Raw genomic sequence first — 24982 nt, 5'->3', positions numbered from 1 at the left:
TAATTTCCTCCTTCTACGTAGAAACGCCTTTACGTTTCATTTCACCCCAGCTTTGATCTTTTTTAAAGATCGAAATAAAAAATGCTTCTACACGCCAAATGGCTAAAAGTGGACGATACCACAAAGATTCAGTTAGAGAATAGAAAGCTAGCCGATTTAATTCAGAAACTCGTTGATATCTTCCTAAACGCCATTCTTCTAATAATACGGCTCCTAACGAAAGGAATGAACCGTAAATAATGAGCATTACTAAAAGTAGGATAGAATATTCAATGTTTACAACTCCTAAAATTAATCCTAGAACAACAACTAAATAACCTATAACCTCGATAAGTGGACCAAGAAGCTCAATAAATAAAAAATAAGGCATTGCAAACAGTCCGACACCTTTATATCTTGGATTAAAAAACATTTTCTTATGGTACCATAAACTTTCAAATAACCCACGATGCCAACGCATTCGCTGTGTTTTTAAATCTTTTAGTTTTTCAGGCACTTCAGTATAACAAACAGGATCAGCAACAAACATTATTTTTGCGCCCAACTTATTATCTATATTCATTTCATGTAGCCTTACAACTAACTCCATATCTTCTCCAACTGTTTTAACTCTATACCCACCAGCTTGAATGACTCTCGATGTTTTAAAGACCCCAAAAGCACCAGATATAATTAGAAGTATGTTGTTATTACTTAAGCCAATTCTTCCTAATAAAAAGGCCCTCATGTACTCAATCGTTTGCATTATGACTAAAGGTTTGTTTGATAGTCTTTTCTCTTGCAACTGGCCTTTATCTATCATACTTCCATTTGCAATTAAAACATTTCCACCTGTAGCCAATATTTCATCATCTGGATTTTCAATAATTGGTTTCATTATTTTAAGAAATGAATCTGGTTCCAAAATCGTATCCCCATCAATCGAAGCGAAATATGGGTATTTCGCAAAATTTATCCCCGCATTTAAAGCGTCAGATTTCCCTCCATTTTCTTTATCTATCATTAATAAATAGGGGTAAATTTCAGATTGGAAAACAGCTTTAATGGGTTGTGTTGCAATTCCGTTTCTTTTTTCATATACTTTATTTTTCATTTCTTTCATTTGAAACCTTTGCATCATTATTTCTATTGTTGTATCTTTCGAACCATCGTTAATAACAATCACTTCAAACTCTGGATAATCTAAACGACCACTACCAGTAATAAGCGATAGTACAGTGCCGATAATCCCCTTTTCTTCATTATACGCTGGTACTAAAATTGATAAAGGTGGGGTAAATCGAGAGCTTTTTAACTGCTTGTAGGGCTCTACTTTATGAAGGCCTCTTTCTTTTTTAATTCTCACAAAGGAAAAAAGAAAAAAGACTAAATAAATGAAACAAGCTAAAATAATGTAGTATATTACAAATTTATTAAAGAAGATTAATAGACTTCTTCCCAATTCCCATATTTCACTCATAATCTAGACTCCTTTCTACCCACTCCATTGCAATATTTCTTGAGTATTTATCGGAATGATTAGCAGCAATTTCCTGTAACTTATTTTTCCCATTTTTATATTTTCGAATTGATTTAGCTGCTTCAGCACGAACATTATATTTTGCATCTGTAATAAGTTCTTCTAGTAAGGGTAGGAAACTTTCATCTTTTATCATTCCTAACAAGCGAGCGAATATCAGTCGTTCACCAGTTGCTGCATTGCTCAACCAATCTTCTCGGTTAGAGTTTTCTTCATACCATTTGCTGATCACTTGGCTAGAGCTTACATAACCGATATGTGCAAAAGTCTTTAAAGCTCTTATTCTCAACTCCATATCCTCCGTATGCAGTAAACCTTCTAAAAAATTGACTATTTTCCACGATCGTAAATTCTTATTGCGAATTAAATCTAATAGGCTTAATTGCCAGGAAAGTTGAAACTGATAAAAATTATCAATGTAATCATCTATATTTTCTTCATGGACTAACCGATTTAACATAACATTTAATAGGAATGGCGGTAATCCTTTTGATTCTTTAAAAAGTTCATACAGTCTTTCATAACCTAACGAAGCTAATAAAATATAAATTTGATATTCTTCCTCATTCGTCAGGTCTTTACTATTTAAATGATCTAATAAATCATTTTGCATTTCCTCTATTTGAAATAAGTCTAAAAAGTAAAGGGTATTCATTCTAACACTCCAAACCGGATCTTTTAACCTTTTCCGATATTCATCTAAAAAGAAGTGTTCAATAAATCTTTTTATAGGGTCATTCGCTTTATCAACTTTATAGTTAGTTAAATACAAGCTAAAAAAGTCTTCTAATGCACTAAAGTGATAAGGTTTAGTTGGTCTAAACGTAACTTTTTCTATATCACCATGTAAAAAGTATGCCTCAATTTCTTCTTGATGTTGGTCAATCCAACTTTGTTTTTTCTGTTTTATTTGTGTATTACGTATTTTTATAATAACTAAATAAATATAAGCACAGAGCAAAAGGAAACCAAGAAAACTAGTGATTTTAATAATTGCAGCAATTGACATCATCTTATCGACTTCCTCTTAAAAGTCTTTTTATACGCACTTCTAATTCTTTTAAACTAAACGGTTTAGTCATATAGTCATTTGCTCCTTTTTGAATAGCTAAGGCCACATCTGCCTCTGAACCTCTACTCGTCAGCATAAAGCAAAGATACCTTTTCCGATCATATTCTGCTCTTATTTTCCTTAGTATTTCAAGTCCATCCATTTTAGGCATAATTCTATCTATAATTAATATAAATCTCTCATTTTGACGGTGCCAAGGATCACTGAAAAATTCCTCACCTTCAGCGAACGTTTTAATCTCAAGCTTATATTCATCTTCTGCAATGTCCTCGAGTTGATGTTTCAATAATTCGCGGATTAAACGGTCGTCATCTATGATCGCAATGTTTAATCTCTTTAAACCAATACCATCTTCACTTAAGCTTCCTTCAACAATTTGTCCTCCTTCTTCCTTATTAGTAAAGGGGAGCGCAGACAAACATTCCTCTGGTGAAACATTATGCTCTGTCACTTCTACAATCTTAGCTGAAAAAGAAAAAGAAGATTTTTCAAATAAGATATCACCCTTTTCTAAGACTATTTTCGTTAAGCGATTAAGTAACTTTCTCGCATCTTCTTTAACTGTTTTAGGTAATAGTAAGGCAAAGCCGTTAGAAGGACCGTACTGACCAAGAAAATCTGTCGGACGAATGCTATTTTTAATACAAGTTACAAAACTCTTTACCACCTGAATTTCTCTTAGAGTGTTAACATTATTTACTTCAGTCTCGAGATAAACTAAGGTTAATGGCTCATGTGAACGCTTCATATCGTTAAGTTGACGTTGTAACTCATCCCTCAAGTAGTGACTATTATAAGCAGTTGTTAAAGAATCTACTAAAGAGTGAGCAAGGAATTGAGCACGTTTTTGCGTATGCATATGAATACTAGCTAGCAATTCATCAACTTTTAAAGGATGATTAAAAACACTGTCAGAACAGGATAAATATTTTGTTCGGTCTTTTTGTTCAAATCGGTTCATCACTGTAATAGTTGGAGTAAAATTTGACTGACTCCAAACAAATACATCTTGAAGGCTCGTTTCACTTTCAACAGATAATTGATCAATGTTTAAAACTAAACAGTCTGGGCGTTCTAAATACAATTGCTTTAATAAATCGTCTTGATTATTATAAAAATAAAGTGTAAACGCGTTTACATGTTTTGTTAAAAATGAATGGAACTCCAAATCTTCATTAATCACAAAAAGTTTAGTTTGATTTTTAGACATACTACTTTCATCCTTTACATAATATTTTTAAATCGGCAAGTTGTACCTGCATAATTTACATTTAATGTATTAAGTGGGTGATAATAAAGGTAGAGCTTCCTCTATAGTCCAAAATCCCTATTCATACTATAAACACTATTATAAACGTATAAATATCTTTATTCTATATATCTTTCTTCCTAGCACTATATATTTTTTATCTTCTTGAAAATATCACTTAAATTTAGTTCGTTAGTTGTGTGTTTTCCCCTCTTTGAATTACAACGCTAGAATTTCAACTGAACTGATACATGACAAAAGTTTTAAAATTGAATTTTAGCTTCTACTACCAAATTTACTTGTGATGTTGCAGAAGCTATTGAATGCAAGTTGACTAGTCATTTTACTACTTTATTGAAATATATAATTATTACTTTTCACCTAAGGAGAATATATTAAAAATATAATAATGAGGAAAAATCACGCCCCCCTCAAAGATCTAGTAAAAAAATCCTACCCTTCACGTTGTTGGAGACGCTAAAAGTGCCTATAAATACTAACCTTAGTCCCTTTTCCCTATATGTAAAATAAAAAAAGAAGTAGCCATCACCCCTTTAGAATTTAAGGGTTAGGATACTTCTTTTTTATATCCGCCAAACTGTTACGTCTATTCTCACATGCCGTTTTCCGCAGTAATACGATTACGTCCTAACCGCTTTGATTGAAACAAGAGGTTATCTGCGTAAATATACCCTTTTTCAATAGCTGAGTGGTCACTGAAATGTTTGTAGTAGAAACCGAATGAAGATGTGTATTTAATTCTTTTTTCTACTCCATTAAAATCCAACATGACAAAGCTGTCTTCTAGCTCCTGTTTAATTGTTTCTAGCAGTTCATACATTTCATCAAAACTGCGGTTCTTTAAGAACAAGGTAAATTCTTCTCCTCCGCTCCTGAAAACAAAGTCATCCTCTTGGATATGACTCTTAAGAAACTTGGTGAAATGTCTAAGTACTTCATCACCAACTGCATGATTATAGGTATCATTAATCACTTTGAAATGGTCAATATCAGCAACGACAATACCAAAAGTTTCACCTTTTTCCCCAAGTTCCTCCATCATTCTATCCATATATGCACGGTTATTGGCGCCTGTTAAAGAGTCTCTATACGCCATTTCCTTGAACTTGTCCCGCTCATCTCTATCCCTCATATTCTGCGTTTTTGATATAATAGAGCGACTTACAAAATAATTTAACATAAACACTCCAACGAGATATTCCCATTGACCATTTATGAGGAATATAAACAGAAGCCCGTTAATCAAACCAGTTTTTCCAAGGTCGAGAAAATTCCAATGTTTATAAAACTCTAAAACAGCTTTGAATGTCCGAATTTCTTTTATTAAGAAAAAATAAATAAGAATAATTGAATCGGACAGAAAATTTGTTACCAATACGAGCAGTGCGAAGAGCAACCAGAAACCAAAGGGAAGGTCCATAAAATAAGGCCATAGCCAAATATACAAATAATATGCGGCTATGTTCGCAGAGGTAAATGTACTAATATTATAAAAGGTAAACTTGAGCGGCTTGTTGTATTCTGTATCCCTCAATTTATTAAGACAATGTGTTAGCACTCTAAAAACAATCTCATAAATGATTATTCCAATAGGTCCAGTAAAGAGTGCAATAGAAAGCCCATAATTTATTGCATATTCAAGATCTGTATCCCCCTCTTTCAAGCTGACTCTAAGACGGTCATAAAAGATAGAAAAGAGTATGAACAGGGAAAGCGATATCACAAAGTCTACCGCACTAATCTCTACCGGTTTTGCCAATAGAGCTATTACTACTACAGTGACAAAAAGACTGAGCTTGTATAAATTGATAATGGTCATCGTTACATTCCACCTTGCCGATTGTATATCTGTCAGCCTAGACTTTACAATACATTTCTTTCTTATAAATAATATTAGATTACTGTAACTATGATTAGAGAAAAAACAACCTATTATGCTCTAACAGAAGCGTTCTATGCTTTGCAACCGCCCCAGAATTTAAGCAGTCTTTACAACGTTCATGCAGAGTGTTATTCAAACCAAATACCAACCAACTTATCTTTCACAATACAATATTTTAACATAAATTTATAAGAATTTACACAAAATTCTCTATTTTTCCTCGATACTAGAATTTAATTTCTAATAAATTCATAATAACTTGCCTACTAAAAGTATCTTCTTTTCATAATAAAAGAAACCATACAATTTCTTAAATGTTGTATTATTATTTATCGCGATTACTTATAGTAAGGTTCACAGTATTGTATGTAAATACAAATTTCAATTTGATTAAGTAAATATCAGCATAAATATTGAAACGCCAAGTTTAGTATTGAACCGCAAGCATTATGTAATTCTGTAAACCAAGTCGGTTTTTCAGTTACTTTAATCGGATAAATCGAATAAATATATGAACCGTGAGTAACACTACACATAAAACTATTGGGGGTTCTAATGACATGAAACAGATTATTCTCTGGTCACTCTTGATATTACCTTGGGGGTCCTTGTGCTTTTTGAAAATGGATACTGTGCGTAGGTACATGCCGGTCGCTCTATTTATGACCGTTATTCATACATTATCATATCAAGCTGCTTACCATTACGGATGGTGGAAAGAGACAGATTCCAGTCTTTTCGGGTGGGATAAAGTCATCCCGGTTCCTTGGGTGTATGGTGCATATTTAGTTATAGTTATTTGGGTATTCCACTTTACTTTCGGAAAATTCCGGTTGTATTTGACTGTCAATGTACTTTTAGACGGGTTATTTATGTATATCGGTTACCCAATATTGCAAAAGATTGGGCTTGTTTCGAGTGAATCGACTGTGTCTACAATAGCTATTGTTGCTATGATGATCGGTTTTGCTTTAATCATCTATCTGTATCAACTGTGGCAGGACGAAGTGTTCAAACAACCCAAATCGAATCTCAAAAATGATCAAGAACTAACTTGATGTACCCTTCATTTGAGAAGGAAAGTGAAGTAACCTAAAACATGGATATCTCCTAGTCAAAGACTTGTCGACGTTGACTTTATAATAGCATTTACCTTGCTCCACAAGCTTTATCAAGCAAGAGATCCTGTACATTCTACATTGGTTTTGCCTGCACCTTGCTAGACTTTTTTATTGCGAAGATGATTAGTGCATTTACCACAAGGATCTCCTCTGAATAAAATGATACTCCTTGCTTATGCTTATATTTATGATACGGGTCATTCCTAATGATTATAAACACCCGATTTAATTTATCACTAAAACTAGCCGCATCAACTAGTGTGGAAAAGTCATTTTGGAAAATGATAAGACTTCATTACTTTGGTCACATTGGCTGCCCGAAGAAATCTTGTCTCACAAAAAAATTCACGGCTTATTATGTTGCGTTGATTGAAAACAGCTTCCACTCCGGTTATCGTCTACTACTGATGAAACTCCCCTTAGTTTTCATTTCATTCTAAACAACGAAAAAAGTTGCCCCCCAATACCATTGAGAACAACTCTTCTTAAAAAATATTTATTTCTGTAAAATGCCACTTTAATGCGCTGGGAAAAACACCATTTGGATCGCGAAGATAATACCAAAGATATAAAGAATTGGGTGTACTTCTTTCCCTTTTCCACTTACTAGCTTAATCACTGGATAGGTAATAAATCCAATTGCAATTCCAGTAGCAATACTTGATGTTAGTGGCATTGTTAAGATAATCGCAAATGATGGAAAGGCATCGTCAAACTTCTTCCAATTTATTTTTGCTAAGCCTTCCATCATGTAGCAGCCAACAATGATTAATGCCGGAGCTGTGATCGCTGGAAGCGCTGAAATAGCTGAAACTAGCGGTGAGAAGAATAATGCAACCATGAAAAGGATTGCTACGACCAATGCTGTTAATCCTGAACGTCCACCAGCTGCGACACCTGCGGATGATTCGATATAAGCTGTAGATGGACTAGTACCTAACGCAGACCCTACCGTAGTAGCGACCGCATCAGCTGTTAGGGCCGATTTAGCTTTTTTCATTTTTCCGTCTTTCATCAAGCCTGCTTGCTCCGCTACACCAATTAGTGTTCCTGTTGTATCAAAAATCGTTACGAGTAAAAAGGCAAACACGACCGTATATAAGGCATGTGAAAAAACTCCTGCAATGTCGATGTCAAAGAAAACGATCGGTGGTGGTGTCGAAACTATCCCATTGATTTCTAGATGCCCTGTAAAATAACCAACAAGTGCTGTTACTAGCATCCCAATAAACAACGCACCTTTAATATTTCTAGCAATTAAAACGAAGGTAATAAATAAACCAAGCATCGTTAATGCCGTAATTGGCGAGCGTAAATCTCCAATTGTTACGAGTGTCGCTGGGCTCGCTACCACTAACCCTGACATTTGTAACCCAATAAATGCGATAAATAGACCGATCCCTGAAGTAATACCATATTTAATAGAAGCTGGAATGGATTGAATTAGCATTTCGCGGAACTTTGTGAATGTTAATAGTAAAAACAAAAGACCAGCTAAAAAGACGGTACCAAAAACGACTTGGTAGCTGACTCCTTGGGAGATAACAACACTTGTAAAATAAGCATTCAATCCCATCCCAGGAGCAACTGCAATCGGATAATTTGCTGAAAAGGCCATGATTAACGTACCAATAACGGCTGCTAAAATTGTGGCAATAAACACTTGATCAAACGGAACTCCTGCAGCTGATAAAATCGCCGGATTAACAACTACGATGTATACCATCGTCAAAAATGTCGTAAAACCAGCAATCACTTCTGTTCTGACATTTGTTCCTAACTCATTTAACTTAAATAACCGTTCCATCTACAAAACCTCCATAAGTATAGATTCCTAGCTACAATCGTAGTTAGGAATTTTCGGTCCCTTGTAGAAACTCCTAGCCCATATTACCAGGAATATACGAACGAAACATTTAATATGAACTTATTTTCACAACGAATTTAATATTAAGCGAACATTAATAAGATGTCAATGAAAATAGTTCGTATTTTTGTAAATAATTAAATTATATTACATTTTAAAGTTAGCTAATAGAACTTATAATTATTACAGCCTTGAAAATTCTCCGAGAGGCATTATCTCATACTACAGTTATAATAACTAATACTCTGTAATCAGCAGGATAAGCATCACCAAAAATTGCTCAAACTTTAACAATATTTTCAAATTTCTTATATAAAATGGTGTCAATTTTTTTATAAAATTAGCTTACATATTAAGAAAGGACGTGAAACATGTTACTTAAAGATCGATCTGAGTCGGATGAATTGTTAATTTTACGATATTTAAACATACGAATGGAGTTAAGTGAAAAGGAGAAGTTCCACTATTTAAACCTTGAAAAAGGCTTTCAAGGAGAGTTGATATTTGATGATATGCTGGCAAAAGACCTACAAGAAGAAAGGTATATCATCAATGACTTGCTGCTTGAGATAAACAATTCCTATTTTCAAATTGATAATTTGATTATCTCGCAAAGGGTTATACATCTTTTGGATGTAAAGTATTTTAACGGCGATTACTACATAAAATCGGACAAACTGTATGCCGTGGCAACCGATCGAGAATATAAAAACCCCGTAGACCAGTTAAAAAGGTGTGCCACTCTATTCCGCCAATTGCTTCAAAACCTCAAACAAAATTACCTAGTTGAATCCTACGTTATCTTTATCAACCCTGAGTTCACCTTATACCAAGCCCCAATGGACCAACCTATCATTTTTCCAACACAAGTAAACCGTTTTTTGAAAGATCTCAATCAATCTTCTTCTAAATTAGATGACGGACATTTGAAACTAGCAAAAAAGTTACTTTCGCTACATCAACCTAAAAATCCTTACACCAAACTACCTCAGTATACTTATGAACAGCTACAAAAAGGAGTTTATTGTTATAAATGTAATTCGTTTTTAGTTAGTAAACATAATTATGATTTGATTTGTAGAACTTGTGGAGGGCAGGAAAAAATCCAATTAGCTGTCTTACGGAGTGTGAAGGAGTTTAAATTGCTATTTCCTGATCGAAAGATTACTACACAAGTTATCTCTGATTGGTGCAGAATAGATTTAAATAGAAAGACAATTTTTAGAGTTTTAAAGAAACACTTTAAAGTATTCGGGAATACAAGTAATACTTATTTTGAATAACCGTTAGTTTAATTCCTAGTATTTAAGAGTCGGTCCGAACCTAGCTTAGGTTCAGACTACTTTAATTCTTCTCAGCCTAATCCGGTCCGAACCTAGCTCAGGTTCAGACTACTTTCTTCCCTCTATGCCTAATACTGTCCGAACTTGGCTCAGGTTCAGACTACTTTCTTTCTTCTAGCCCTAATACTGTCCGAACCTAGCTCAGGTTCAGACTACTTTCCTTCTTCTACTCCTTATCCGGTCCGAACCTACCTCAAGTTCAGACTACTTTCGTTCTTCTAGGTCTAATCCTGTTCGAACTTGGTTAATATGCTCCTCCCCCCGCCCAAAATAGGTAGTGTTCATAATAATAAATTGCTTTTTCTAGAAACAACCACCCTATTTATGATACGGTTAACCTTGATTTATGCTAACAAAAAACCGCGTCTATTTATGGTCAGGTTAACCTTGATTTACATTAACCTAAAAAAAAATCTATTTATGGTACGGTTCATTCCTATTGATTCGAAACGCCCGATATACTTGCTCGACTAAAACTAGCCGCATCAACTGGTGGGGAAAGGTCATTTTAGAAAATGATAAGGCTGCATCGGCGCGCTGCATGACTGCACGGCTTAAGCCTAACGATCCGCCAATAATAAATGCTACTTTACTGCGGCCATATGTCGCTAGCTTGTCTATTTCTTTTGCCAACTTTTCAGAGCTCCACATCTCACCTTCAATAGCTAAAGCAATTACAAAGGCATCTTGAGAAACTTTAGATAAAATTCGCTCACCTTCTTTGTCTTTGACTTGAATCATCTCTGCTTCACTTAATTGCTCGGGCGCCTTTTCATCGGCAACTTCGATCATTTCAATCTTTGCATATGGGCTCATTCTTTTTATGTATTCGTTAATACCGTTTATTAAATATTTTTCTTTTAGTTTTCCTACAGTAATAATTGAGATATTCACAGCTTTATTCACCACTTTTTAGAGTTTATCCACAATAGTTATCCACATATCAACAGGAAACTGTCATTTTATCCACTTATTTTATAAATTGCCTGTTCATTACAGAAATCGCATGTTGTGGATAAACGTTCTTCAGCTTCCAATTTCACCATCACTGGTGCTAACTCCGTTTCGTCTACTACTATATCTATCGCTAAATCTACATGCTCTTCACAGCAATTATACATTCCAAATCACTTCTTTCTTAATAATAACTTAAATTAGTCATTAACCCATTTTAACTATTTTCCACAATTTTATCCACAATCAGAAAAAAGATCTGCTCAACTTGTGAACAGATCTTTTTATACTTCTAGCTAAGCTGACTTCGTCGCCATTATTTGCACTTCTAATGATTTGGAAAATTAGCTATGCTTTTGCTTTATTCCCGCCAAAGTATAAGATCCCAAAAAGTAAAAAGAATGTCATAACAATGATGGATACAATCAATATTGCCACAGGTCCAAATTGATATATTAGTGGCAGTGATGCTGCTGTAAACAGTCCTCCGCCTACTAACGGTTCAAATAATAGTTGCTTATACCCAAAACCTTCTAGGGCTGGCGACTCATTATCAGGGTCTGCAATCTTCATCAGCAATAAGCCTGTTGCTGTCATTCCCATTGCTTGACCGAGATCACCTATTCCCCGTTCAAACCAAAATTGTGGAATCATACGTGGTGCTAATACGAGAAATGCAAATACATTCCAAGCAATTGCTACAATCGCTAATAATAAGAATGGAACAAGATTATCACCAATCACAGCTAACGACAGAGTACCCAATGCACTGACAATCAAAATGTCTAGGGAAAACCCTGAAATTCGGTTAACCATTTCTCGATCAATAAAATGACTTTTTCCGTAATGATCAAGACCAATTTGAATGAGCATGCCGCCAATCATGGCTAGTGGGAATAAAGGTACATAAGGAAAAAGATGTGTACCGGTCCATGCACCCCACGTATAACTTTCAAGCAACACGATTAGCTTTAATAAAACATACCCTAGAGCAATAGCAGCTCCAACAATTGCTAGGTGGAAGGCTAACGGTTCCATTGATGTTGTATGCTTCGTTTTCTGATCTGTTTCTCTTTCTTCTAACTCTGCAAGCTTTTCTTTTTCTTCCTTAGTTAAGGGCGTTTTTCCACCAACAAATTTTGCCCGGTTCGTTCTAGCCCCCCAATTAATTAAAATAATTCCGATAATAACACCCGAAACAATCCCAATTGTTGCAAGACCGACTGCCAAATCTGCACCTTCAGCAAAGTTTAATTCCTCAAACGTTCCTGATAAACCAGCTGCAGTCCCATGCCCCCCAACAAAGCTAATTTCTATTAGTGCTCCTGTTAATGGATTCATTCCAAAAAACGGTGTTAAAACAAACAATGTGAGCATGATGCCTACAACATATTGCCCCCAAGAAACAGTTTGTCCCATGACCACTTGTGGACCAGCAATAAGCCAGATTTTCTTTAAATTAGGGACAACTTTCCCTAAAAATAAAGCAGCAAATACAACATTAATGAAAAGGCCAGGAAGTGTACTCCAAACGTTTAAAATAAATTCAGGAAGTAACCCCGTATAGAAAAATGACTCTTCAGCAAAAAATCTACTAGTTATTCTTCCTAAAACTTCAGGACCAACAAGGAGAGCGACAAATCCTGCGATAATAGAACTAGGTAAAAATAGTTTCCTTAAGACTTCAATTTTACTTCTAAAAAGTTTTCCGATAATGAGAAAAATCCCTAACAAAATAAAACTAAAGCCAATCATATTCGGTGACAATGTTTTCCCTCCTAAATATGTACATTCTCTAATTCTTTACCCTAATACTATGTCTATAAACGTCTAAAAATGATGCAAAGATTCTCATTCTAAAACAAAAGGCTACAAATTAGGGCTTCCCCTTTTGCAGCCTCTCAGTTTATAAAGTTTGCTTTACTAATGTAATTGTTGTCGTTTCTTTTTTACCATCACGGTAGAATGTTACTTCCAACTCATCACCGATCTTCTTTTTTGTGTAAAGATGCTTACGAAGGTCATGAGTGTCTTGAATTTCCGTGCCATCTAAAGCTACAATGACATCATATTGTTGTAACCCTGCTCGATCTGCTGGAGACATTGGCTCAACACGCTCTAAAATAACTCCCTTTTTTACTTCATCAGGAAGATTAAATGTTTCTTTCCAGTGAAAGCTTGGAATTTCAGATAATGATCGAATGACAACACCCATTTGCGGACGCTGAACCTCGCCATAGGTCTCTAAGTCGTTTATAACTGGAATGGCAATAGCACTAGGGATTGAAAAGCCAATACCCTCAACAGAGCCAGCAATTTTCATCGAGTTAATTCCAATGACTTGACCTTGAATGTTAATGAGTGCTCCTCCACTGTTTCCGGGATTAATTGCAGCATCAGTTTGTAATACTTCTGCTTCCCAATCAACACGACCGTCTTTATTTAAATCGACTGGCACACTTCTTTCTGTTGCACTAATAATTCCTTGTGTAACGGTTCTAGAAAATTGTAATCCTAATGGATTTCCAATTGCAATTGCTGGTTCACCGACACGAAGTAACTCTGAATTGCCAAATTCAGCAACGACATTAATACCTTTTGCAGATATTTTCAAGACAGCTAAATCGGTAATAATATCAGTTCCAAGTAATTCAGCTGGAACTCTTGAACCATCACTTAAAGATACTTCAATTTGATTGGCACCTTCAATAACGTGATGATTAGTAACTATATAAGCATGATCATTTGTTTTTTTATAAATTACACCAGAACCTGTTCCTTCACCTTGTGTCGCTGTCCAGAAATTAGATTGTTGAATATTAATAACCCCTACTACAGCATCAGATACACGTTCTACAGCATTGATAACATCTGAATTTACCGTTACATTTATTGTACTACCAACCTGAGAAGATACAGGCTCACTTTCAGTAGGTATAGTTTCAGAGCTTTGCCCTTTCGGAACAACTTCATATGGAAGTAAACCGGCATTGGAGAGAAATGGAACTGATAGGATGACAAGCAATCCTCCGACAACGGAAGTTAAGAAAGCTGCTCCAATGCTTTTAACAGTATTTTTCTCTTTTCTTGTTTCTGTTTGATAATGCTCATCGTAGTATCCCAAAAAAATACCCTCCTTAAATTTATTCATATATAATGAATTTCATAAATCATTATTTCCGCTACTAAGGTCTAAATGTAGTTGCGTAGAAACCATTCGAACTACATTTAGATTGATATAGCTCGATTAAGGTAATTATGAAATTCATTCAATCATATATAATTTATCAAATTTAACGAAAAAATCCAGTATTTTCATTTATTTTTTCTTGGTCAGTTATTTCCAATATATTAATCTTTTAAACTGTTAATAATTCCGTAGGTTTGGCAGGATCGGTATCATATAACTTTAAATCATCTCCAACTTCAAAGCCTTGTTCCGCTAAAGTTTGTTTAACCGTTAGATGGGCAAGATCCTTCATATTATTATCTTTACTTAAATGCGCTAAATAAACCCGAGTCGGTTTTGTTCCAATTACTTCTGCTAAAGCAAGTCCAGCATCTTCATTCGAAACATGTCCAACATCACTTAAGATTCGCCGTTTTACACTCCATGGATATTTACCCATTCTTAGCATGTTCATATCATGGTTTGATTCAAAGATATAAACATCCGATTCTCTAATCGTACCCTTCATCCGATCACTAACATAACCTGTATCGGTAATAACTGATAGTTTTTTACCTTCATGATGAAAGACATAAAACATTGGTTCTGCTGCATCATGTGAAACTCCGAAGGATTCAATATCGATGTCGCCGAAAACTTTTGTTTCCTCCATATTAAAGATAAACTTTTGCTCTAAAGGGATATTTCCCAATGCGGTATCCATAGCATGCCACGTTTTTTCATTTGCGAAAATTGGAATATTGTACTTTCTAGCTAATATTCCTACTCCCTTAATGTGGTCACTATGCTCATGAGTCACAAGTATTGCATCTAAGTCGCTAGGACAGCAATCAATTTTTTTAAAAAGCTCGTCCATTGCCTTTCCACTTAAGCCTGCATCTACTAAAATTCGTTGTTTCTCAGTAGCTACATAAATGGCATTCCCAGAGCTACCACTTGCTAAAACACTGAATTTTAAGTTCATTTTTTTCTCTCCATTATTGTATATTTTGAATCGCCCCATCAATGGCATTTACATAATAAACCTGTTCATTTACTCCGATATTCCACATCGGAGCAAATACTTGTACTTCTCCAAGTGGATTAAAGAAACTAAAATAACTAAGTTCAACCTTGTTAATTTCGCTATCTGGTGGTATTAGTTGTTCATTAAATAGTTTCTCAATCGCTTTAATACTTGTGATAACCTCTTGTTCTTTACCTTGTGGATGGATTGGTTGGATTGTTAAATAATTTTGTTCATAAGAGATAACTTGCGATTTTTTATCTAACTGCAGTAAAAGTGGGAAGCGACCACTTTCATAATTATCAACCTTTTTTCCTTCGTAAGTTTGATAAAAATAAATTTGTTTTAACTCTTCATCGAAATGACTAAAGCGATATTCATCACCATTTACAATTTGTTGGCGAATAAATTCCTGTGCTTGTACTGAAATACTATTGTGTTCATTATAAATTAGTGGAAATGGTTCTTTTAGTTCTACCGTTACAAACTCATCTCCAGCTTCTACTAATTGTTGGGTAGGGTTCTCACTATCAATAGTTGTTTCAAGAGAAAGGTCACTAGAGCCACTTATATATGTCCCAGTAATCTGCTCCTCGATAAGTTCGACAGCAATGGCTATATTCATTTCAGAAAGTCTTTCATGTAAGGTTGCCTCTAATAGCACACTTATGTTACTAGCATCCCTTTTCTCATTTAGTTGATAGCCAAGAAAAAGGTTAAGTAATAAAAATGTAATAATGAAAATTGATTTTGCTCTACTCCAATCCACTATTGATCGCCTCACTATCACCTTCATCATCTACAACATGAACAAATTCCCAAGCCCCATCATATTCAATGAACCAGCGAGGTTCAAAGAGCACAAATGACTGGCGTTTTATCATGAAATACCCATAGGTTATATCAGTTAATAAATACGGATCTAAGTTCTCCCTAGCATTTAACGCTTCAATTAATAGTTTACCAGATGGTAACTTAGTCGATTTAGTTATATTAATTGGTTCTTCCTCAACAAAGAAAAGTGGTCGAACGTATTGTTCAATCTGATGTCCCACTCCCCGTTGTAAGGTAATTTCAAATAAATTATTAACATCGGAAAGATTAGCTCTGTAAACTGGGATATCATCAATTGATAGGCGAAAGGTAACTTCATCTGTAGTTCCTAATGACTTTTTCGAATCAAAGTAGAATGAATTTGTTAATCCACCATGAGCGTTTAGAAAATCAAAGGCACTAAATAATACATGCTTCCCCGTACGTTCAATCATATCACCAAATGTAGGGTTAATATACTTTAAAACGTTGCCACTGTGTAGAATATTTACCATTCGATTTCCATCAGTAAAAGATTCTTCACCATTCGATTGTACGTATTGTTTAACGAAATTTGGATCACTAAATAACAGTTGTTTAAATAATTCGGTTGAAATTGGTTTCGCTAAATAAGTTACACTATCTAGGAAATGTGCTTCAACCGGCAAATAAACTGTCTTTTTAAACCCATTTCCGTAATGGGTTATATCATAAGGGAAAACTTCATAAAAATTTTCAAGATTAATAGTATTAAAATCTTCCTTAAATTGGCTCAATGATATATTTGTTTGACCATCGACAACTAGTTTTGCTTCATCAGAAATTAACTTCACATGAACTTGTTCTTGTTCTTGTTCTTTTACTACATAAAAAATAATTCGGTCTATATTACTAATAAAAAATTGATCACTGCTACTTATTTGAAAAATGTCTTTTAATGCTTCAACTGGTATACTTGTCGGAAAAACAAATTCTATTTTATACTCCTTTATGTTACGATTAAACGTCCTTAGATTGGGAGTAAGTGTAAACCTTTCTAATGAAAAACCTAAATATTTTTCATAAAATTGTTCTAGAAAAGCCTTATTATTGATAGGCGAAAAAACGAGGTCCTCCTGATTGATAACAATATGTTTTGGTCTAATTACTTCCTGTAACTTCTTTTCATCGCCAATATGAGCATTTGCAATGTACTCAGTGCTTTTCAAAGTAGCATAGTTCGGTTGGAAGGTCCATATTTGAAAAGTCAGAAATATACTTAGTAAAATTAAAAACCATAGCGTGGTCGTCTTTATATGCTCAATCATTGTATTCCACCACCTTGTCGTCAGAATAAGGTAATGTTAACGTGATAGTAGTTCCAATATTCCATTCGCTATCAATCGAAATGCTACCACCGTGCGCGAGAATAATCTGCTTCGCTATTGCTAACCCAAGACCAGTTCCACCTAACTTTCTTGAACGAGCCTTATCAACACGATAAAAACGATCAAACACAAATGGTAAGCTCTCCTTAGGAATCCCAACTCCTTCATCACTAACGCTTATACTCAAATCTTTCTCGTTTTCTGTTAAAGAAACTGAAATCTTCCCACCTTCTGGCGAATACTTAACGGCATTTGAGATAATATTATCGAGAACTTGAATTAGCTTGTCTCGGTCGATAGCTGCAAATGTAACTTGTTCTACAGCAATATTCCGTTTGAACGTGATTCTTTCACTATCAGACACTAGCTCATAACGATCAATGATACTATTTAATAATGATGTTACATCAATTGTATTGATGTTTAGACGATAATCTTTACTATCCATCTTGGATAATTGCAATAAATCATTAACAAGCCTAATCATTCGTTCCGTTTCTGTTTGCGCTACGTTTAAAAATTTAGGCGCAATTGTTGGATCATTTAATGCCCCATCTTCAAGTGCCTCCAAATAACTTTTCATTGAAGTAAGTGGTGTTCTAAGTTCGTGAGAAACATTTGCTACAAATTCTCGACGTTCTTGTTCAACTTTTTCTTGCTCAGTAACATCATGAAGGACAGTTATAAGGCCATTGAAATCACCCTCGTCCTTTTGAATAACGGAAAAGCTAGCTTCTAACAAGAATTCCCTATCATGATCTCCAAAGTCTAACAGTAAAGAATCTGAGTTTTTAATTAGATCTTCTAGTTCAAATGTTCCAGAGAGGTTAAGCAGATCTACTATTGAAGTGCCAATGATATCTTCTTGAATAACATTGAGAAGTAACTCTCCCTTTTTATTAATTAAAATTATTTGCCCTTCTTTATCAGTAGCTATAACACCGTCAGTCATATGAGAGAGAACAGATGTTAATTTGCGCTTTTCTGCTTCCGTAGTCGCATTAGCATCTTTAAGTTTATTTGTTAATTCATTAAAAGTAATTGCTAACTGACCGATTTCATCTCTTCCATATACATGGACTTTTCTTGAAAAATCACCTTTACCTAGTACTTGTGCCTGCCTACGCATATCAAGGATTGGTCTTGTGATTGTTCTTGCAAGAAAAATTCCTAAAGCAGCTGTTATTGACAAGGAAATAATTGTCCCCGTCATTAAAATTTGGTTGATCTGCCTCATCTGCTCATATATTTCCTCCATTGAGGCCTCAATATAAATAGCACCCAATGTTTCATTATCAGATTTAACAGGAACAGCCAATATTCTCATTCGATGTCCTGTAGTAGGATCACGAAGGATGTCTTCATCATCAGAACCAAGCAGTGCCCTTTTTACACGTACTTCTGTTGTCCTTTGCCCAATTACATGTCGTTTTTGGAAATTAGATACACTTAAAACGACCTTGTTTTTGTCTACTACTTGTACTTCCGCATTATCAATAGAAAAAAATTCACGGAGGAGATTATCAATATCTCCCCTTAACGAAGATGTTGTTTGATCACGATTTTTTTTCATTTCCTGCTCGACATTATAAGCAAGTAAATTGGCTCTTTCATCAAGCATTTCAAAAAAGTTGTCAACAAGTTGATCTTCAAGCTGTTTAGTAAAATAAACACCTATTACTTGCATCGCAATTAAAATTAGTAATACATAAATAATTACTATTTTTACATGTATCGATTTAAAAAAACCGACTTTATCCATCATAGTTACTCCTCATAATTCTTTAAATAATACCCTACGCCTCTTCTTGTTATAATCCAATTTGGATGACTAGGATTATCTTCAACTTTTTCTCTTAACCGTCTCACCGTTACATCAACAGTTCGAACATCGCCAAAATAGTCATAACCCCAAACAGCTTGAAGTAAGTGTTCCCTTGTCATTACCTGACCTAAATGTTTTGCTAAATAATAAATCAGTTCAAATTCTCGGTGTGTAAGCTCTATAGCTTCGCCTCGTTTTGTCACTAAATAGGCATCAGGCTGAATTACAAGCGCACCAATATATAAATCCTTTTTATCTGGAATAACTTCTTCATTCTTTTGCTGATGACGCCTCAAATTAGCCTTGACTCGAGCTAATAACTCCCTTGTACTAAATGGCTTTGTTACATAATCATCAGCACCTAATTCTAGTCCCAAAACCTTATCAATCTCAGAATCTTTTGCAGTCAACATAATAATAGGCATATCATATTTTTTTCTCACTTCACGACAGACTTCCATTCCATCTCTTAAAGGTAGCATTATATCCAACAAAATTAAGTCCGGCACTAATTCAACTACCTTTTTAATCGCTTCTTCGCCATCGTGAGCACATTCTACGATAAAGCCTTCTTTTTCTAAACTGAATTTTAATATATCTGCAATTGGTTGTTCATCATCAACCACTAAAATTTTCTTTTCCATTCCTTCTTCAACCCCTTACTTAAATGTAAAAAAGATTTAAATCCAATTAACCATCTTAATATATTTTATCATACTATTAATTTAATTTTCCGTTTAGAAGTTGGTACAAAATAAAAGGCCTGACTTCCTAGCAAAGAAGGATTGATATATTCACCAATACTTTTGCCCAGTAAGTCAGACCTCACACATCATTATTATCTATTTAAATAATCCATCGGATTTTTCAAGTCGCCATCTTGATAAACTTCAAAGTGTAAATGTACTCCAGTGGAATTTCCGGTTTTACCCATTACACCGATTTTTTGTCCTTGAGCGACTGAGTCCCCTACGTTTACATCGATTGATGCTAAGTGAGCATACAAGGTGGTCATACCATTATTATGATTAACAATAACTTTATTACCATAACCGCCATCCCAGCCTGCAAATGAGACTGTACCATTATCTGCAGCTAAAATGTTTGTATTTGTTGGCCTAGCTATGTCAATTCCTCTATGAAATCTGCCCCAACGAGTACCTTGGTAACTTGAGATGTACCCACCAACAGCTGGCCATGCTAGTTTTCCACTTCCTCGTGAAGGCGACACCTTTGTACCTTTTACAACAATATGATTTTTAGGTTCCTTAGTAACTTCTTCACTTACAATTTTTCGACTAATCGTTCTTCCGTTTTCCCGGGCAATAAGGTAACTTACAATTCTTTCGCCCTTTTCGCCGGTTTGCTCAATTTTTGTGTCACCACGCCACATGCTTGAATCTTCTTTTGTTTCTGTTTGGAATGGGACTTCTTCACTTACAACAGATGCTTCTTCAACAATAACTTTTATGATTGGCTCATATATAGTTACATTTAATTCATCACCAATTTGAAGTAACGAATTCTCGGTAATTTCCGGATTTAGTGCGATAACTTCCTCGACTGAAAGTCCATGCGCTTGTGCAATTGTCCCCAACACATCTCCAGGTTCAACAACATATACGTCATCTTCTAGTGTCCCTAGGTTAAGTTGCTTAACCGTATCCTCTATCGATAATATCTCAGTTGGATTAATAGTTACTCTATCAAACTCAATTTCCTTTGATAACTCAACGGCCAAAATTGCACTTTCACCAGTTTTTGGCTCTGCAACCTTAGTATTTTCTTCTTTTGCTTTCATAACAATAGCTAATTCTTCTTCCGAAACATACTGTAACTTTAAATCCTTTATTACCGTTTCAAGGTCCTCTTCTGAACGTAAATAAGCAACCTCTTTACCTTCAACCTTTAAGGCAACGGCTTCGGCTTTAATTGTAATTTTATTCTCTAGTTCACTAAGTGTTACACTACTATTAGCTCTGGATTTAAAAACAACTTCAGGAATTAGCTTAATGTCCTCATTTACAACAAGCTCTATATCAGAGAACTTCTTACTGTATTCTTCAATTTTTTTAGCAATTAAGCTATCGACAAGCTCTTTATTGTCTACCGAACCAACTCTACTATCATCAACATATACATGATAAATAGTCTCTACTTTTAGTTTAGACGTGTCCTCTGCTTTTACATTATCAGTATGTACACTAGTTGTTAATATAGTTCCTATGCATAGACTAGTTACTAAAGCTTTCTTATATTTAGTTGAAATCTGCTTAAATGAATTTAAACTCTTATCTGTTATGCTTTTTAGTTTTTCCTGTAGTTGATCTAACCTGTTATTATTACTTTCCATGGTTCTCCTCCTACACTACTATACGGTCTAAAATATAAACTATTAAAATATCGAATCGAAAGTATAACCTCTTGTATTTTATCATAAGATGTAATTATATGTCTTAAATTTAGATAAACGTAATATAAATGTATCATTTATGGTATAATTTTACAAAAATAAAAGTCTATCAAGTAATTGATAGACTTAAAATGTTATATATAAGAGTGCCGGCCAGAGGACTTGAACCCCCAACCTACTGATTACAAGTCAGTTGCTCTACCAATTGAGCTAGGCCGGCATGTAATAATTTGAAATGGTGGCTCGGGACGGAATCGAACCGCCGACACGAGGATTTTCAGTCCTCTGCTCTACCGACTGAGCTACCGAGCCATCAATTATAAAATTTTCTATTTTCTAATGAATCAATAAAGATGGCGGACCCGACCGGGATCGAACCGGCGATCTCCTGCGTGACAGGCAGGCATGTTAACCGCTACACCACGGGTCCGTATTAATTAGACAATAAATCTCACGAAAAACTTAGAATTTCAAAATCACTTGGTTTTTTCTGCTCCTGCGGCACTCCTTACGTCGTATCCTCGTCGCAAATCCTACTAAGAAGCATATTCAGTGATGTTTACGGATTGGTTGCGGGGGCAGGATTTGAACCTGCGACCTTCGGGTTATGAGCCCGACGAGCTGCCAGACTGCTCCACCCCGCGATAATTAATATAAATTTGTTAAATCCTGCTCCTATAAATTACAGACTGTTTCTTCCTCTGCCAGTAACTCTCCGAAGCCATATGCGTCGAAACAACTCGTTGCGTACTCAATGATGTAACGCTCGTTGCTCCACCCCGCGATAATATAGATCTAAATAATTGGTGACCCGTACGGGATTCGAACCCGTGTTACCGCCGTGAAAGGGCGGTGTCTTAACCGCTTGACCAACGGGCCACTAAGATGAAAATGGTGAGCCATGAAGGATTCGAACCTTCGACCCTCTGATTAAAAGTCAGATGCTCTACCAACTGAGCTAATGGCTCATCTCGTGACGACAAGATTAATAATAACATATTAAAATAGTTAATGCAATAGTTTTTTAAAAAACTTTTTTGAAATAATTCCTCAATACGTGTTTTTCCACTTTTCATATGTTACAGAAGTTTTACATGGAAAGCAAGTGTTTTTAAAAGTAAATAGTTGGATATCGAAAGCTTAATATTAAAAATGGGTGGCTAAAATAGCCACCCTGCTAAGGTTACGCAAATACGCTCTTCAGTAAGTTCGTTTGATTACGATCTGGTCCTACAGAAAAAATTGTTAATGGAATTTCTGTAAGTTGAGATATACGTTCTACATAGTTACGTGCATTTTCAGGTAGCTCATCTAAAGATTTTACGCCAGTAATATCTTCAACCCACCCTGGTAACTCCTCATATACTGGTTTACACTCTGCTAACATTTTGAGACTTGCTGGGAATTCTTTAATTACTTCACCACGATACTCGTAAGCAACACAGATTTTTAATTTCTCAATTCCTGTTAAAACGTCTATCGAGTTTAAGGAAAGATCAGTAATCCCACTTACTCTTCGGGCATGACGAACAACCACACTATCAAACCAGCCTACACGTCGTGGGCGGCCAGTGGTTGTACCATACTCATTCCCGACTTCACGAATACGATTACCAATTTCATTATTTAATTCAGTTGGAAATGGACCGTCACCAACACGAGTTGTGTACGCTTTTGATACTCCTACAACGCGATTTATTTTAGAAGGGCCTACTCCTGAACCAATTGTTACTCCACCTGCAATCGGGTTAGAAGATGTAACGAATGGGTAAGTCCCCTGATCAATGTCTAACATAACGCCTTGAGCGCCTTCGAATAAAATATGTTTTCCTTCATCAGCAGCATCATTTAAGACAACTGACGTGTCACAAACGTATTTTGCAATTTGTTGGCCATATTCAAAGTATTCCTCAAAAATCTCTTCTTTTGTAAAACCATCTACTTCGTAGTATTTTTCAAATAAACGATTTTTTTCCTTCAAGTTTCTCTCAAGCTTTATTTCGAATTCCTCTTTATCTAATAAATCAGCAATCCGAATTCCTACACGGGCTACTTTATCCATGTAAGCAGGACCAATACCTTTTTTCGTTGTTCCAATCTTATTCTCACCCTTGCTCTCTTCTTCTACGATATCAAGCTTAATATGATACGGAAGAATAACGTGAGCACGGTTGCTAATTCTTAAATTACTAGTATCAACGTCTTGGTCATGTAGATATTTTAACTCTTGAACCAATGCTTTTGGATCTATCACTAAACCATTTCCAATGACGCAAATTTTATCTTTATAGAAAATTCCAGAAGGAATTAAATGTAATTTGTACTTTTTACCGCCAAATACAATTGTATGGCCTGCATTATTCCCACCTTGGTACCTTGCTACAACTTCCGCCTTTTCTGACAGGTAGTCTGTGATTTTTCCTTTTCCCTCGTCTCCCCATTGCGTTCCAACAACAACAACTGATGCCATTTATGTACACCTCCAAAATAATCAATGCATATATATTTTTAACTAGTTCTACTTTATTCATTCAAAACCAAAGCTAGTGTAACAATTTACTCTGCTGAAGTCAATGAAATCCGAACAATTTTCATATTAAATATTTATTTGTTCGGATAACTACTTTCATATAAAAACGTCTATGGCCAAGCAAAAATTTGACGCCACCATCTAGAACGCTGGTATCGAGTTTAAGTATAGAAAGCTTGCTCATAAGTCATCTGACAAAAAATATAATGAAAAAGAGGCTATTCCAAAAGCAAGTATCAGTCACCTCGTCTACTACATACACTTCTATATAGTAGCACTTCGAGTTTCTCTGACCCTTCTGGGAAAGCCTCTTACATTTAACGATTATCTATTTTCTCTGGATACATGTCATGATTAAACATGCGGTGTTTTGCCATTTCTTCAAAGATCGTGCCTTTTTTTCCGTAGTTTGCGTAAGGATCAATGGAAATACCACCACGCGGTGTAAATTTCCCCCAAACTTCAATATATTTTGGGTCCATTAATTCAATTAAGTCTTTCATAATAATGTTTATGCAATCCTCATGAAAGTCGCCTTGATTACGGAAACTAAACAAGTACAGCTTTAGCGATTTACTTTCCACCATTCTTTGACTCGGTATATATGAAATATAGATAGCTGCAAAATCAGGCTGACCAGTTTTAGGACAAAGACTAGTGAATTCAGGACAATTAAACTTCACCCAATAATCATTGTCTATATGCTTATTTTCAAACGATTCTAAGATCGATTTATCGTATTCAAATTTGTATTCTACATTTTGATTACCTAGTAACGATACACCTTCTAATTCATGATCTTTTCTCACT

Annotated in this window: 19 protein-coding genes, 6 tRNA genes and 1 riboswitch; of the genes, 2 read left to right on the top strand and 23 right to left on the bottom strand. The window is 35.1% G+C overall.

Annotation, left to right across the window (positions count from 1 at the left end; translation table 11 throughout):
* Window positions 1-13: 13 nt before the first annotated feature.
* The 4 genes from ACK4M9_RS14625 to ACK4M9_RS14610 all read right to left on the bottom strand — a co-directional run bounded on the left by ACK4M9_RS14625 (window position 14) and on the right by ACK4M9_RS14610 (window position 5680).
* The gene (locus ACK4M9_RS14625; protein WP_409851985.1) at window positions 14-1459 is read right to left on the bottom strand and encodes a glycosyltransferase family 2 protein; all 1446 of its coding nucleotides are present in this window, start codon (window positions 1457-1459) and stop codon (window positions 14-16) included.
* On the bottom strand, window positions 1452-2531 hold the full coding sequence (locus ACK4M9_RS14620; protein ID WP_409851983.1) for a HEAT repeat domain-containing protein: 1080 nt from the start codon (window positions 2529-2531) through the stop codon (window positions 1452-1454). The genes ACK4M9_RS14625 and ACK4M9_RS14620 overlap by 8 nt, the downstream gene beginning before the upstream one ends.
* Window position 2532: 1 nt before the next feature.
* A complete protein-coding gene (locus ACK4M9_RS14615) occupies window positions 2533-3801 on the bottom strand; it encodes a response regulator (protein ID WP_409851980.1) in 1269 nt (422 codons plus the stop codon).
* Window positions 3802-4453: 652 nt separating this feature from the next.
* A complete protein-coding gene (locus ACK4M9_RS14610; RefSeq protein ID WP_409851977.1) occupies window positions 4454-5680 on the bottom strand; it encodes a GGDEF domain-containing protein in 1227 nt (408 codons plus the stop codon).
* Between the two features lie 671 nt (window positions 5681-6351).
* On the opposite strand from ACK4M9_RS14610, the gene ACK4M9_RS14605 reads away from it, so the two are divergent.
* On the top strand, window positions 6352-6801 hold the full coding sequence (locus tag ACK4M9_RS14605; RefSeq protein ID WP_409851975.1) for a hypothetical protein: 450 nt from the start codon (window positions 6352-6354) through the stop codon (window positions 6799-6801).
* A gap of 580 nt (window positions 6802-7381) precedes the next feature.
* Here ACK4M9_RS14605 and ACK4M9_RS14600 read toward each other — a convergent pair.
* Complete coding sequence (locus ACK4M9_RS14600; protein ID WP_409851972.1) at window positions 7382-8671, bottom strand: NCS2 family permease; 1290 nt, start codon at window positions 8669-8671, stop codon at window positions 7382-7384.
* Between the two features lie 20 nt (window positions 8672-8691).
* A riboswitch (purine riboswitch) is annotated at window positions 8692-8791 on the bottom strand.
* 311 nt (window positions 8792-9102) lie between these two features.
* Here ACK4M9_RS14600 and ACK4M9_RS14595 point away from each other — a divergent pair.
* Window positions 9103-10014, top strand: a complete 912-nt coding sequence (locus ACK4M9_RS14595; RefSeq protein WP_409851970.1) for a nuclease-related domain-containing protein — start codon at window positions 9103-9105, stop codon at window positions 10012-10014.
* A 474-nt stretch (window positions 10015-10488) separates the two neighbouring features.
* Here the strand turns inward: ACK4M9_RS14595 and rlmH are convergent, their stop codons facing one another.
* The 18 genes from rlmH to queF all read right to left on the bottom strand — a co-directional run bounded on the left by rlmH (window position 10489) and on the right by queF (window position 24981).
* Window positions 10489-10968: a 23S rRNA (pseudouridine(1915)-N(3))-methyltransferase RlmH gene (gene rlmH, locus ACK4M9_RS14590; RefSeq protein WP_409851968.1), complete on the bottom strand. Its 480-nt coding sequence runs from the start codon at window positions 10966-10968 to the stop codon at window positions 10489-10491.
* Window positions 10969-11036: 68 nt separating this feature from the next.
* Window positions 11037-11195 carry a CxxH/CxxC protein gene (locus ACK4M9_RS14585; protein WP_409851965.1) on the bottom strand — a complete coding sequence of 53 codons (159 nt, stop codon included), beginning with the start codon at window positions 11193-11195 and terminating at the stop codon, window positions 11037-11039.
* Window positions 11196-11376: 181 nt separating this feature from the next.
* A complete protein-coding gene (locus ACK4M9_RS14580) occupies window positions 11377-12795 on the bottom strand; it encodes a sodium/glutamate symporter (RefSeq protein ID WP_409851963.1) in 1419 nt (472 codons plus the stop codon).
* 139 nt (window positions 12796-12934) lie between these two features.
* Entirely contained in the window at window positions 12935-14152 is a 1218-nt protein-coding gene (locus tag ACK4M9_RS14575) for a S1C family serine protease (RefSeq protein WP_409851960.1), read from the bottom strand.
* A gap of 235 nt (window positions 14153-14387) precedes the next feature.
* The gene (locus ACK4M9_RS14570) at window positions 14388-15182 is read right to left on the bottom strand and encodes an MBL fold metallo-hydrolase (RefSeq protein ID WP_409851958.1); all 795 of its coding nucleotides are present in this window, start codon (window positions 15180-15182) and stop codon (window positions 14388-14390) included.
* 13 nt (window positions 15183-15195) lie between these two features.
* Window positions 15196-15993, bottom strand: a complete 798-nt coding sequence (locus tag ACK4M9_RS14565) for a two-component system regulatory protein YycI (protein ID WP_409851956.1) — start codon at window positions 15991-15993, stop codon at window positions 15196-15198.
* The gene (locus ACK4M9_RS14560) at window positions 15980-17344 is read right to left on the bottom strand and encodes a YycH family regulatory protein (RefSeq protein WP_409851954.1); all 1365 of its coding nucleotides are present in this window, start codon (window positions 17342-17344) and stop codon (window positions 15980-15982) included. The genes ACK4M9_RS14565 and ACK4M9_RS14560 overlap by 14 nt, the downstream gene beginning before the upstream one ends.
* The gene (gene walK, locus ACK4M9_RS14555) at window positions 17337-19166 is read right to left on the bottom strand and encodes a cell wall metabolism sensor histidine kinase WalK (RefSeq protein WP_409852231.1); all 1830 of its coding nucleotides are present in this window, start codon (window positions 19164-19166) and stop codon (window positions 17337-17339) included. The genes ACK4M9_RS14560 and walK overlap by 8 nt, the downstream gene beginning before the upstream one ends.
* A 5-nt stretch (window positions 19167-19171) precedes the next feature.
* Window positions 19172-19873, bottom strand: a complete 702-nt coding sequence (gene yycF / locus ACK4M9_RS14550) for a response regulator YycF (RefSeq protein ID WP_409851952.1) — start codon at window positions 19871-19873, stop codon at window positions 19172-19174.
* 194 nt (window positions 19874-20067) lie between these two features.
* On the bottom strand, window positions 20068-21582 hold the full coding sequence (locus ACK4M9_RS14545; protein WP_409851950.1) for a peptidoglycan DD-metalloendopeptidase family protein: 1515 nt from the start codon (window positions 21580-21582) through the stop codon (window positions 20068-20070).
* A 207-nt stretch (window positions 21583-21789) separates the two neighbouring features.
* A tRNA-Thr gene (locus ACK4M9_RS14540) sits at window positions 21790-21862 on the bottom strand.
* 16 nt (window positions 21863-21878) lie between these two features.
* Window positions 21879-21954, bottom strand: a tRNA-Phe gene (locus ACK4M9_RS14535).
* 42 nt (window positions 21955-21996) lie between these two features.
* Window positions 21997-22072: transfer RNA gene (locus ACK4M9_RS14530), tRNA-Asp, on the bottom strand.
* A gap of 137 nt (window positions 22073-22209) precedes the next feature.
* Window positions 22210-22286 (bottom strand) — tRNA-Met (locus tag ACK4M9_RS14525).
* 160 nt (window positions 22287-22446) lie between these two features.
* Window positions 22447-22521: transfer RNA gene (locus ACK4M9_RS14520), tRNA-Glu, on the bottom strand.
* A gap of 13 nt (window positions 22522-22534) precedes the next feature.
* A tRNA-Lys gene (locus ACK4M9_RS14515) sits at window positions 22535-22610 on the bottom strand.
* A gap of 215 nt (window positions 22611-22825) precedes the next feature.
* A complete protein-coding gene (locus ACK4M9_RS14510) occupies window positions 22826-24112 on the bottom strand; it encodes an adenylosuccinate synthase (RefSeq protein WP_409851947.1) in 1287 nt (428 codons plus the stop codon).
* A gap of 377 nt (window positions 24113-24489) precedes the next feature.
* A complete protein-coding gene (queF, locus tag ACK4M9_RS14505; RefSeq protein WP_409851945.1) occupies window positions 24490-24981 on the bottom strand; it encodes a preQ(1) synthase in 492 nt (163 codons plus the stop codon).
* Window position 24982: the final 1 nt, after the last annotated feature.

It is taken from the genome of Anaerobacillus sp. (genome assembly GCF_046314235.1).
Taxonomy (GTDB): Bacteria; Bacillota; Bacilli; order Bacillales; family Anaerobacillaceae; genus Anaerobacillus.
This window is presented reverse-complemented; position numbering and strand designations above follow the sequence as displayed.